Below are 12,741 nucleotides of genomic sequence, written 5' to 3' on the forward strand. Positions count from 1 at the left end.
ATATCCTTATATTTTTATGATTTTTTTATTTTATTATAAATTTTAGGAATTTAAATAATTGATTATATTAATCTTTTTGATTAAAAAAAATAATTATTTTTATAATTTTGCATATTAAAATAAAATCATTATATGTTCGAGTTTTATTACATTTTAACTAAGTTTTTTCTACAATTAAATTTTTAAAATTATTTAAGGAATAATTTTGACTTTACTTACTAATCCTATCATTATCAGTGTTGTTTTGATGACTTTACTTTGTTTGTTTCGTTTTAATGTACTTTTGAGTCTTTTGATCTCAGCTCTTGTTGCAGGTGTATTTTCTCATCTTGAACTCGTAGATACTATGAATATACTTATAAGCGGAATGAAAGAAAATTTAAAAACAGCTCTTAGCTATATACTTTTAGGGGCCATTGCCGCAGCGATTTCAAAGACAAATTTAACTGCATATTTGATTAAGATAGTAAGTCATTTTATATCTCATAAAAAATATTTATTGCTTTTGTCTATAGCTTTGATTTCTTGTTTTTCTCAAAATTTAATTCCTATTCATGTGGCTTTTATACCTTTGTTGATTCCACCTCTTTTAAGTCTTTTTAATAAACTTAAAATCGATCGTAGAGCGGTTGCTTGTGCTTTAACTTTTGGACTTACTACGCCTTATATGGTTTTGCCAGTAGGCTTTGGACTTACTTTTCAAGATCTTTTAAAAGATAATTTAAATGCAAATAATGTAAGTGTATCTTTAAATGATGTTACAAATACTATGTATTTCGCTGCTATTTGTATGATAGCAGGACTTTTTCTAGCGCTTTTTGTGTTTTATCGTAAGTCAAGAGAGTATCAAGAAGTAGAAATTGCTAAAGTGGATTTAGAAAATCTTGAAATGACGCGTAAAGAATGGGGTGTTTTAGCTGGGCTTGTTTTAACTTTAATTTTGCAAATTTTGACTATGAATTTACCTTTATCAGGGCTTTTGGGTTTTGTTTTAATGGTTATTTTGGGTGGAGTTGAATTTTCAAAAGTCAATGAAGTTTTTGATGATGGGCTTAAAATGATGGGTTTTATAGCTTTTGTTATCCTTGTTGCTGCAGGATATGGAGAAGTTTTAAAAGAAAGTGGATCAGTAGTAGATCTTGTAAATTCAGTCGTTCCTTGGATGGAGCAAAGTAAATTTTTAGCAGTATTTTTCATGCTTTTAATAGGACTTATCATCACTATGGGTATAGGTACTTCTTTTGGAACTATACCTATCATAGCTACGCTTTTTTGTCCTATTTGTTTGGAACTTGGTTTTAGTACAGCACTTATTATATTTATCTTAGGAGTAGCAGGAGCTTTAGGAGATGCAGGAAGTCCAGCCAGTGAAACAACCATGGGAACTACTGTAGGATTAAATGCTGATAAACAACACGATCACATTAAAGATACTTGCATACCAACTTTTATTTTTTATAATGGCCCATTATTGATTTTAGGTAGTATTATCGCCATGTTTTTATAATTTTTACAAATCTATCAAAATATTTTTTAATTTATTTATTTTTAAGATAAAAATTATATCGATTTTAAAAAAATGTATGCTATAATCCTTATAAAGCTAACAAAATTTAAATCAGTCTTATAAGGAGAGCAAAATGGATTTAGAAAATATCCTAGAAAATAATCAAAGCATAGGTTTATATCACCCAAAGAACGAACACGATGCCTGTGGTATCGCTGCAGTTGCTAATATACGCGGTATTGCCTCTTATAAGGTTATTTGTGATGCTTTAGAAATTTTGATGAATCTTGAGCACCGAGGTGGTGCAGGAGCTGAAGAAAATTCAGGTGATGGGGCGGGGATTTTGATCCAAATTCCACATGATTTTTTTAAAACTCAAGAATTGGGTTTTGAACTTCCTAAAAAGGGTGATTATGCCGTAGCACAGATGTTTTTATCACCCAATACTGATGCAAAAGAAGAAGCAAAAGAGATATTTTTACAAGGTTTAAAGGATAAAAAACTTGAATTTTTAGGTTTTAGAGAAGTGCCTTTTAATCCTAGCGATATAGGTGCAAGTGCTTTAAAAGCTATGCCTTATTTTTTACAAGCCTTTGTGAAAAAACCAAGTAAAATAAGTGCAGGACTTGAGTTTGAAAGAGTGCTTTATAGTACGCGTCGCCTTATAGAAAAAAGAGCTATTAATGTGCCAAAATTTTATTTTTCAAGTTTTTCTTCACGCACCATAGTTTATAAAGGAATGCTTCTTTCAACTCAATTGAGCGATTTTTATCTTGATTTTAAAGATGTCAATATGAAATCAGCCATCGCTTTGGTGCATTCTCGCTTTTCGACTAATACCTTCCCAAGTTGGGAAAGAGCCCATCCAAACCGTTATATGGTGCATAATGGAGAGATTAATACCATACGCGGAAATGTTGATAGCATAAGAGCTAGAGAAGGCTTGATGCAAAGTGAGTATTTTGAAAATTTAGATGAAATTTTTCCTATCATAGCTAAGCCTAGCAGTGATTCTGCAATGTTTGATAATACTTTAGAATTTTTAGCTCTAAATGGTCGTACTTTAGAAGAAGCTTTTATGATGATGGTGCCAGAACCTTGGCATAAAAATGAAAATATGGAAAGCAAAAAGCGTGCTTTTTATGAATATCATTCTTTATTGATGGAGCCTTGGGACGGGCCTGCTGCTATAGTTTTTACTGATGGAGTGATTATGGGGGCGAGTTTGGATAGAAATGGTTTTCGTCCTTCAAGGTATTATCTTACAAAAGATGATATGCTCATACTTTCAAGTGAAACAGGGGCTTTAAAACTTGATGAAAAAAATATCAAAGCCAAAAAACGCTTAGAACCTGGAAAACTTTTACTCGTTGATACAGCAAGAGGTAGGGTTATAGCTGATAATGAAATCAAAGAGCATTATGCTAATGCTAAGCCTTATAAAAAATGGCTTAAAAATTTAGTTGAACTTGAAAAACAAAAAAGCGGAGTTTATAAACATCAGTTTTTAAAAGAAGATGAGGTTTTAAAACTCCAAAAAGCTTTTGGTTGGAGTTATGATGAGCTTAAAATGAGTGTGGCTGCTATGGCTCAAAATGGTAAAGAAGCTATAGCAGCTATGGGTGTAGATACTCCTTTGGCTATACTTTCTAAAACTTATCAACCTTTGTATAATTATTTTAAACAACTTTTTGCACAAGTAACTAATCCTCCTCTTGATGCCATAAGAGAAGAGATTGTTACTTCTACAAGGATTTATCTAGGAAGCGAAGGCAATTTATTAAAACCTGATGAAAACAATGCAAAACGCGTAAAAATAGCCTTGCCTGTGATAAGCAATGAAGAACTTTTTGAAGTTAAGGCTTTAAATAAATTTCAAGTTAAAGAATTTTCTATACTTTATGATTATTCTAAAAAAACTTTAGAAAAGGCTTTAGATGAGCTTTGCGTTAAGATAGAAGATGAGGTTAAAAAAGGTGTTTCTATTATCATTTTAAGCGATAAAGGAGTGGATGAAAAAAACGCTTATATCCCCGCTTTGCTTGCTGTTTCTGGAGTGCATAATCATCTAGTAAGAAAAAATTTAAGAACACACACAAGTCTTATTATCGAAAGTGGTGAACCTAGAGAAATTCATCATTTTGCATGTCTTTTAGGTTATGGTGCGACTGTTATTAATCCTTATTTGGTTTATGAGAGCATACAAAAACTCATTGTCAATAAAGATTTAAATTTAAGTTATGAAAAGGCGGTAGAAAATTTCATCAAGGCAAGTTCAAGTGGCATAGTCAAAATTGCTTCTAAAATGGGAGTTTCTACCTTGCAAAGTTATAATGGCTCTGCACTTTTTGAATGTCTGGGCTTAAGCTCTAAAGTGATTGATAAATACTTCACTTCTACAACTTCACGCATTGAAGGTATGGATTTAGAAGATTTTGAAAAAGAGCTCATTGCTTTACATAAACATGCTTTTAACGATACGCATAAGGCTTTAGATTCTAAAGGAATTCATGGTTTTAGAAGTGCTAAAGAAGAACATTTAATCGATCCACTTGTGATTTTTAATCTTCAGCAAGCCTGTCGCAACAAAGACTATAAAAGCTTTAAAAAATACTCGGCTTTAGTAGATGAAAAACAAGTTAATTTGCGTTCTTTGATGGAATTTGATTTTAGTGAAGCTATCAGTATAGATAAGGTTGAAAGTGTAGAAAGTATAGTTAAACGCTTTAGAACAGGAGCGATGAGTTATGGTTCTATTTCTAAAGAAGCACACGAGTGTTTAGCACAGGCTATGAATAAAATAGGTGCTAAATCAAATTCAGGTGAAGGTGGCGAGGATGAAGAACGCTATGAAATCAAAGAGGGTGTGGATAAAAACTCAGCCATTAAGCAAGTAGCAAGTGGGCGTTTTGGCGTGGATTTAAACTACTTAAGTCATGCAAAAGAAATTCAAATCAAAGTCGCTCAAGGTGCAAAACCAGGTGAGGGCGGACAATTAATGGGCTTTAAAGTCTATCCTTGGATAGCTAAGGCTAGACATTCTACTGCAGGTGTGACGCTTATTTCCCCACCTCCTCATCATGATATTTATTCTATTGAGGATTTGGCTCAACTCATTTATGATTTAAAACATGCGAACAAAGACGCTAAAATTTCAGTAAAACTTGTAAGCGAAAATGGCATAGGAACGGTTGCTGCAGGTGTGGCTAAGGCAGGCGCGAATTTAATCCTTGTTTCAGGTTATGATGGAGGTACGGGTGCAAGTCCTAGAACTTCTATACCGCATGCTGGAATTCCTTGGGAGTTAGGCTTAGCTGAAACGCATCAAACTTTGATCTTAAATAAGCTTAGAGATAGGGTAAGATTAGAAACTGATGGAAAGCTTATGAACGGGCGTGATTTAGCCATAGCAGCACTTTTAGGAGCTGAAGAATTTGGTTTTGCAACCGCGCCTTTGATTGTTTTAGGTTGTACAATGATGAGAGTTTGTCATCTAAATACCTGTCCTTTTGGTATAGCCACTCAAGATACAGAACTTAGAGATCGTTTTAAAGGCAAAGTAGATGATGTGATTAATTTCATGTATTTTATAGCTGAGGAGCTTAGAGAATACATGGCAAGGCTTGGTTTTGAACGCCTAGATGATATGATAGGTCGCGTGGATAAACTCCGCCAAAAAAGTGTGCAAGGTAAAGCAGGAAAGCTAAATTTAGATAAAATTTTAAAATCCTTGCCTACTTATAATAGAACCGCTGTGCATTTTAAAGATTATAAAGACAATAAACTTGAAAAAACGATTGATTATAGAATTTTACTACCACTTTGTAAAAATGCTGTGGAGAAAAAAGAGCCTATCAAACTTTCTTTAGAAGTAGGAAATCAAAGTCGTACTTTTGCAACTATGCTTTCAAGTGAAATTTTAAAAACTTATGGAAAAGATGCTTTAGATGAAGATAGTATCCATATCAAAGCTATAGGCAATGCAGGCAATAGCTTTGGAGCGTTTTTGTTAAAGGGCATTAAACTTGAGATTATAGGCGATAGCAATGATTATTTAGGCAAGGGTTTAAGTGGTGGTAAAATCATAGCAAAAATTTCAAATGAAGCCACTTTTTCACCTGAAGAAAATATTATCGCAGGAAATGCTTGTTTATATGGAGCTACAAAAGGTGAAGTGTATTTAGATGGTATAGCAGGGGAAAGATTTTGTGTAAGAAATTCAGGGGCTTTGGCTGTGGTTTTAGGAACAGGTGTGCATGGTTGTGAATATATGACAGGTGGAAAAGTTGTAGTTCTTGGAGATGTGGGTGCGAATTTCGCTGCTGGTATGAGTGGGGGCGTTGTTTATATCTTTGGAAGACACAATGAAGCTCATGTAAATACCGAGCTTGTGGATATTAAAGATCTTAATGCCAAGGATGAAAAAGAATTAAAAGCCGTGATAGAAAAACATATCGCTTATACAGATTCTAAAAAGGCTAAAGATATCTTAGAAAAATTCGATAAAAAAGACTTTTTTAAAGTCATGCCAAGAGATTATGAAAAGATGTTAAAAATGCTTGATCTTTGTAAAAATGAAAAAGATCCAAATTTAGCAGCATTTTTGAAAATCACACAAAAATAAGGAGTAAAAATGGGAAATGCAAGAGGTTTTTTAGACTTTAAAAGAATGGATTTTAAAAAAATTGCTCCTAAGGAAAGGGTTTTAAATTACAAAGAATTTACTATACCTTTGGATAAAAAAGAACAAGAAATTCAAGGTGGACGATGTATGGATTGTGGGGTAGCTTTTTGTCATACGGGTGTGATGAGCGAAGGAAAAGATGTGGGCTGTCCTTTAAACAATCTCATTCCTGAATGGAACGATCTTGTTTATCGTTCTTTATGGAAAGAAGCTTATGAAAGACTTGATCTTACCAATCCTTTTCCTGAATTTACCGGTCGTGTTTGCCCTGCTCCTTGTGAGGATTCTTGTGTGTGTGCGATAAATGGTGTTAGTGTGAGCATAAAAAATAATGAATTATCCATTATAGAAAATGCTTTTAAGGAAAATTTAGTAAGAGTAAATAAACCTAAGCAATACAATGGCAAAAAAATCGCTGTCATAGGAAGTGGGCCTGCTGGGCTTGCTTGTGCCAATACTTTAAATTCACTAGGTTATAAAGTAAGTGTTTTTGAAAGAAGCGATAAAATAGGCGGACTTTTGATGTATGGCATCCCTGATATGAAGCTTGATAAAAGTATAGTTCAAAGACGGGTGGATTTGCTTAAAAAAAGTGGGATTGAATTTAAAGTGAATGAAAATATAGACAGCAAAGATAAGGTTTCAAAACTTCTAAAAGAATTTGATGCTTTGGTGCTTTGTACAGGAGCAAGTAAGCCTATAGATCTTGATATAGAAGGTAGAAAGCTAAAAGGGGTTGAATTTGCCCTTGATTTTTTAACGCAAAATACCAAAACTTTGTTAAAAACAGGCAAGGGTGCAGATATGGCCAAAGGTAAAAATGTCTTGGTTATAGGAAGCGGGGATACAAGTGTGGATTGTATCGCTGTAGCGACAAGACAAGGGGCTAAATCTATAGTGCGTTTTGAAAGAAGTCCAAAAAGACCTTTGCAAAGAAGCCAAAACAATCCTTGGCCTTTAAAAGCTGACATTTTTACTACTGATTATGGTTTAGAAGAAGCCATTGCTGTATATGGCAAAGATCCTAGGGAATATCAAAAAATGACAAAGAAATTTTTAGGAAAAACTCATGTAGAATGTGTTGAAGCAAATGATTTAAAACGCGAGTTTAAAGAAGGCAAAGCTATAAATGTTGAAATTTCAAATTCTAAAAAAACTTATAAAGCGGATTTAGTGCTTTTAGCTATGGGTTTTAGCGGGTGCGAAGAAGCTATCGCTAAAAATTTTGGAGTGAAATTAGATGAGAAAAACAACATAAGCACAGAAAATTTCCAAACCACTCATAAAAAAATCTTTGCTTGTGGAGATGCTAGAAAAGGACAATCTTTAGTTGTTTGGGCTATAAAAGATGGTATAGAATGTGCTTTGAGTTTGCATCAAAATTTAGCAAAATAATCATAAAAGTTTAAAACTTTTTCGGTGGAGTTTGCAAATTCCAAATTTAGCTATAAATTCTTTATGAGCTTTTGTGCCATAGGCTTTGTTTTTTTCAAATTCATAACAAGGAAAGTCTTTAGCTAAGAAATTCATCACCCTATCTTTACTAACTTTTGCGAGTATGCTAGCTGCACTTACTTGCAAAATGCTAGCATCGGCTTTGATTTGTGTTTTTATCCCGTTTATACCTAGGTTGGTGTTTCCATCATATAAGAAGTTATTTTCTGTTTTAAAATGCTTTTTTATAAGTTTTAAGCCTTTTTTTAAACAAGTGCTTAAGCCTAGTGCGTCGATTTGTTCTGAAGAAAAAGCAAGTATGAGATAGTTTGAATTTTTGATGATGATTTCATAAAGTTCTTCGCGTTTTTTTTCGCTTAGTTTTTTAGAATCACACAACCCATCAAGTTGTTTGTTCAGTTTGCAAGCTGCCATCATCATAGGACCTGCTAAAGCACCGCGTCCTGCTTCATCAATACCGATTAAATTTATATCAAATTCGTTTAAAAGTTCTTTTGTGTCAAATAAAGTTTTCAAATTTTTCTAAAAAGAAGGGCAAAAATGCCCTTTTATTCTATTGTGATATCATTTTTGATTTTTTCAAAAAGCTTATCACCTATGCCTTTAACTTTTTTAAGATCATCAATACTTGTAAAATTTGCTTCTTTGCGGTATTCTAAAATCGCTTTAGCCTTAGCTTCGCCAATACCATTTAAACTTTTTAATTCTTTTAGTGTTGCAGTGTTGATATTTACAGCACCAAAGAGAAAAGCCGTTAAAGCAAAAAATAAAAATAGTAATTTTTTCATTTTCTTATCCTTTTATTAAAAAATAATTATAATATTATCTTAAAAAGGATAAGAATTTCTTAACTTAACCCAAAAATTCGCGTTTAAAATACTCTTTTGGTGCTTTACATAAAGGACAGGCTGCTGGAGCTTTTTTGCCACGATGTATATGTCCGCATACTTCACAAACCCATAATTCTTCTACTTCACTATTAAAAAATTCTTCTTCTTCGAGCATTTTTTTAAGCGCTAGATATTCTCTTTCGTGTTCGATTTCTACTTTACCAATAGCTGTAAATAATCTTGCTATAGCCTTTTTACCTTCATCTTCAGCAATTTTTGCAAAATTTGGATACATAGTTGTGTGCTCATAGTTTTCACCTTCTGCAGCACTTACTAGGTTTTTTGTAGTTACTTCTAAAGGTTTTCCATCAACGATTTCATGATAAGCTTTAAATTCTGCTCTTGCATGCCATTTTTCATTTTCAGCCGCTTCTCTAAAATGTCTAGCAACCGCATGCCAACCTTCTTCTTCAGCTACATCAGCAAATAAATCGTATTTGTTTCTTGCCATAGATTCGCCTGCAAAAGCTTTCATTAAATTTACTGCAGTTAAATCTGTAGTGATACATTTCATTTCTTCACCACAACAACTAAGCTTACCTCCACCTACATTTTGAACTTCTACTTCATTACCACATTTTTGGCATTTATAGGTTTCATATTGTCTCATTTTGACTCCTTTTTTGATTATCAAAAAGCATTGTATTATAAAAAAATATTTTTGTCAATTAATAATTTTTATCATTTATGAAAATGTATATCAAAATAAATTTCACAAAAATTAAGCTTTGCTAAATATAATTTTAAAAAATTATTATCAGGAGTTACAATGAGAAGCGATGCGATAAAAAAAGGACATTTAAGAGCACCTAATCGTTCTTTACTTCGTGCTTGTGGTTTGAAAGATGAAGATTTTGACAAACCTTTTATAGGTGTAGCAAATAGCTATATAGATATAATCCCAGGGCATTATTTTTTAAATGATTATGCTAAAATCATTAAAGATGAGATACGCAAAAATGGTTGCGTACCTTTTGAGTTTAATACCATAGGCGTAGATGATGGTATAGCTATGGGACATGAAGGTATGCTTTATTCTTTACCAAGTCGTGAGCTTATCGCAAATTCTATTGAAACAGTGATGAATGCTCATCAACTTGATGCTTTAATCTGTGTTCCAAACTGCGATAAAATTACTCCTGGTATGTTAATGGGAGCTTTAAGGGTCAATGTTCCAACCATTTTTGTAAGTGGTGGGCCTATGGCTTCAGGAGTAACCAAAAAAGGAGAAAAGATCAGCCTTAGCTCTGTTTTTGAAGCTGTAGGGGCTTATGAATCCAAAAAAATTAGTGAAGAAGAATTTAAAGATATAGAATGTTCAGCCTGTCCAAGTGGTGGATCTTGTTCGGGAATGTTTACAGCAAATTCTATGAATACCTTATGCGAAGCTATGGGTATAGCACTAGAAGGTAATGGAACCATCTTAGCTTTAAGTAAAGAAAGAGAAGAGCTTTTAAGAAAAGCAGCGCGTCGTATTTGTGAAATCGCCCTAGATGAGCGTTTTAAAATTCGTAATATCATCACTCAAAAAGCTGTGCGTAATGCTATGGTAGTAGATATGGCAATGGGTGGAAGTAGCAATACAGTTTTACACATGCTTGCCATTTCGCGTGAAGCAGGGGTAGCACTAGACATTAAAGATTTAAATTTCATCTCAAGCAAAGTTGCACACATAGCAAAAATAGCCCCATCGCTAAATAGTGTTTATATGGATGATATCCACAAAGCAGGCGGTGTGAGTGCAGTTATGGCTGAAATTTCAAGCAGACAAGGACATATTTTAGAACTTGATGCACTGACCATTACAGGAGAAAGTCTCAAAGAACGCTTAAAAAATGCCAAAATCAAAGATGAAAATATCATTCGTAAAGTAGATAATGCTTACTCAAAAGTAGGTGGGCTTGCCATTTTGTTTGGAAATTTAGCCGAGCAAGGTTGCGTTATAAAAACCGCAGGAATAATCGGAGAAAGAAAATTTAAAGGCAAAGCTGTTTGTTTTAACTCTCAAGATGAAGCTATAAAAGGCATTATCAAAGGCAAGGTGCAAAAAGGAAATGTTTGTGTAATACGCTATGAAGGTCCAAAAGGGGGTCCTGGTATGCAAGAAATGTTAAGTCCTACTTCACTTTTAATGGGTATGGGTTTAGGTGCTGATGTAGCTTTAATCACCGATGGTCGTTTTAGCGGGGCTACAAGGGGTTTAAGCGTTGGTCATATTTCCCCTGAAGCAGCTGAAGGTGGTCTTATAGGACTTTTAAAAGATGGAGATGAAATAGAAATTGATGTAGATGCTTATACTATCCATGCAAATGTAAGCGAAGAAGAAATTGCTAAACGTAAAAAAGAATTTGCATTGCCTCAAAAAGAGGTGTCTTCAAGATGGCTTAGAATGTATCAAAAACTTGTTAGCAATGCTAGTAAAGGTGCGGTTTTAGATATGGAATGAAAGGTTTCCTTTCATTCTTCTATTTCTTTGGTTATACGATTTCTTATATCTCTACGAACTATTTCCATGCCCCACAGCCAAACAATATGGCCAAAAATTTCAGACAGGTGTTCATCAAAAGGAATTTCAGAAAGTGGTGGAACTTCTGCAATTAAAGGCATTACAATAACATGGGCAAAAAGATAAACAAAAAATCCAAAAACTGCACCTTTCAGTAGGTAAGCCTAGTTGTTCTAGAAAAATTTTAGGTGGAGTAACACGTTCTAAAGCATCTGCTGGTCAAAAAACATTGGGATTTCTTGGAGGAAAAGGTACTTCCCAACCCCATTTAACAATAGCTCCGAAAATACCCGCTAATATACCTATAAAAAAGGCTAAAGTATAGCGCTTTTGAAAGTATTTTTTCATAATAACTCCTTTATATTTTATACAAAATAAAATTTGAAATTATAATATTTTTATTTAAAACATATTGAAAATAGTAGTATAAAAATCTTATTTAAATTTTAAAATACTCTCTTAAACTTTCACAAATTTCAAAAAAATTCACCCCATCTATGGTAGGATTTTCTTTAAAAAACTCATACATTCCTAAAAAACCACTTTCAAGTTCTTTAGACTTTACACCATAACTTATACTAAGTCCTGCTTCTATATAAGCAGCAATTTTATCGCAGTATTTAAGCGCCTTACCATCTATAGCACCAAATTCATTTTCATTAAAAGAGCTTAAACTTCCGCTGCAAAGCTCGATTTTAGCATTTTTATAAGTGCGATTTTCAAACTCATTTTTTACAAAATTTGACTCACCGTTTCTACCTTCTCTAATGCCTAAAATATAAGAAAACTCATCCCTTAAACCCTCAGGTACAAAGGGTAAAATTCTTTCATTAATAAGTTTCATTTCATAATCATTTATGATATCATGAAGTCCATCAATGCCGTATTTTACAGGGCTGATAATATCACGTGTTAAAGACTCTGGCAAATCATGAAACAAAGCACAATAAAAATTATTCTCAAGTCTTTTATCGCAAGCCTTGATTTTTAGTGAGTAAAAATATCCTAAAATTGCCACCACAAGCATATGTCCTAAAACCGCGGTTTCTGGTATGCGTGGAGTTTGAGCCCAACGTTTTTGAAAGCGAAGTCTTCCGCTAAGATCAATAATTTTGGCTATTTTTTGATTTAAAGCAATTTTTCTAGCTCCTATAAGCTCATAGTAATCTTCTAATTCTTCTTCAACTTTGTTTTTAATCTCATCAATATCATTTAAAAAAGCTGAGGTTTGATAAACTATGTTAAATTCCCATCTTGTAGCAAAATATGAAGCTGCTTTTAAGATAAGTCTTTCTTTAGCATAAGCATTACCGTTTAAATACGCTTCAAAACGCTTTAGAAATTCCCCATCTTCTATATCTTCTATCATAGGTTCGATTTTGCTTAAAACCCAAGCATTAACTTCAGCTTTTTTTTGACGCACGATTTCATGATACACATCAGGGCGTATATCAGTTACCACAACACGACTTAAAAACTCAAAAATTCCCCCTTCTATAATCACTCTCATATCCACATCTTTTTCCATTTTAGCGATAAAATATGCGATGATGAATTTATGAGCTTGTTTGTCAAGTTCAACCAAATTTGCCATTCTTGGATAATCATTCCAACGACTGATAGAAGCGGCTTTAAAAATGTGTTCTATGAGTTTTATGTTTATCATGCTTTTGCCTTTTTTGCAATTTAAATTTAAAAA

8 protein-coding genes and 1 pseudogene are annotated in these 12,741 nt (G+C 33.3%); 4 read left to right on the forward strand and 5 right to left on the reverse strand.

The window, feature by feature from the left end:
• The first annotated feature begins 199 nt into the window (after positions 1-199).
• The 3 genes from FBF10_RS01795 (at position 200) to FBF10_RS01805 (ending at position 7,586) form a co-directional block, all read left to right on the forward strand.
• Positions 200-1,507: a Na+/H+ antiporter family protein gene (locus FBF10_RS01795; protein ID WP_072227286.1), complete on the forward strand. Its 1,308-nt coding sequence runs from the start codon at positions 200-202 to the stop codon at positions 1,505-1,507.
• Between the two features lie 133 nt (positions 1,508-1,640).
• The gene (gltB, locus tag FBF10_RS01800) at positions 1,641-6,131 is read left to right on the forward strand and encodes a glutamate synthase large subunit (protein WP_002888387.1); all 4,491 of its coding nucleotides are present in this window, start codon (positions 1,641-1,643) and stop codon (positions 6,129-6,131) included.
• Between the two features lie 9 nt (positions 6,132-6,140).
• The gene (locus FBF10_RS01805) at positions 6,141-7,586 is read left to right on the forward strand and encodes a glutamate synthase subunit beta (protein ID WP_020246801.1); all 1,446 of its coding nucleotides are present in this window, start codon (positions 6,141-6,143) and stop codon (positions 7,584-7,586) included.
• Here FBF10_RS01805 and FBF10_RS01810 read toward each other — a convergent pair whose 3' ends face one another.
• The 3 genes from FBF10_RS01810 to FBF10_RS01820 all read right to left on the reverse strand — a co-directional run bounded on the left by FBF10_RS01810 (position 7,587) and on the right by FBF10_RS01820 (position 9,146).
• Positions 7,587-8,162, reverse strand: coding sequence for a ribonuclease HII (locus FBF10_RS01810; RefSeq protein ID WP_002857688.1), 576 nt, complete (start codon positions 8,160-8,162; stop codon positions 7,587-7,589).
• Between the two features lie 32 nt (positions 8,163-8,194).
• On the reverse strand, positions 8,195-8,434 hold the full coding sequence (locus tag FBF10_RS01815; protein ID WP_002853093.1) for a ComEA family DNA-binding protein: 240 nt from the start codon (positions 8,432-8,434) through the stop codon (positions 8,195-8,197).
• Positions 8,435-8,498: 64 nt separating this feature from the next.
• Positions 8,499-9,146: a ferritin family protein gene (locus FBF10_RS01820; RefSeq protein WP_002855562.1), complete on the reverse strand. Its 648-nt coding sequence runs from the start codon at positions 9,144-9,146 to the stop codon at positions 8,499-8,501.
• A gap of 159 nt (positions 9,147-9,305) precedes the next feature.
• Between FBF10_RS01820 and ilvD the strand changes: the two genes are divergently transcribed.
• Positions 9,306-10,982, forward strand: a complete 1,677-nt coding sequence (gene ilvD, locus FBF10_RS01825) for a dihydroxy-acid dehydratase (protein WP_002888389.1) — start codon at positions 9,306-9,308, stop codon at positions 10,980-10,982.
• An 11-nt stretch (positions 10,983-10,993) separates the two neighbouring features.
• Here the strand turns inward: ilvD and FBF10_RS01830 are convergent.
• A pseudogene (locus FBF10_RS01830) lies at positions 10,994-11,390 on the reverse strand (DUF1440 domain-containing protein).
• 91 nt (positions 11,391-11,481) lie between these two features.
• Positions 11,482-12,708, reverse strand: a complete 1,227-nt coding sequence (locus FBF10_RS01835; protein WP_002888390.1) for an HD domain-containing protein — start codon at positions 12,706-12,708, stop codon at positions 11,482-11,484.
• Between the last annotated feature and the right edge of the window lie 33 nt (positions 12,709-12,741).

Source organism: Campylobacter sp. CFSAN093249, from assembly GCF_011067895.1.
Taxonomy (GTDB): Bacteria; Campylobacterota; Campylobacteria; order Campylobacterales; family Campylobacteraceae; genus Campylobacter_D; species Campylobacter_D jejuni.

Coding starts and splice junctions, on each gene's coding strand:
- gltB (WP_002888387.1), top strand. CDS start 1,641: ATGGATTTAGAAAATATCCTAGAAAATAATCAAAGCATAGGTTTATAT.
- FBF10_RS01805 (WP_020246801.1), top strand. CDS start 6,141: ATGGGAAATGCAAGAGGTTTTTTAGACTTTAAAAGAATGGATTTTAAA.
- FBF10_RS01815 (WP_002853093.1), bottom strand. CDS start 8,434: ATGAAAAAATTACTATTTTTATTTTTTGCTTTAACGGCTTTTCTCTTT.
- FBF10_RS01820 (WP_002855562.1), bottom strand. CDS start 9,146: ATGAGACAATATGAAACCTATAAATGCCAAAAATGTGGTAATGAAGTA.
- ilvD (WP_002888389.1), top strand. CDS start 9,306: ATGAGAAGCGATGCGATAAAAAAAGGACATTTAAGAGCACCTAATCGT.
- FBF10_RS01835 (WP_002888390.1), bottom strand. CDS start 12,708: ATGATAAACATAAAACTCATAGAACACATTTTTAAAGCCGCTTCTATC.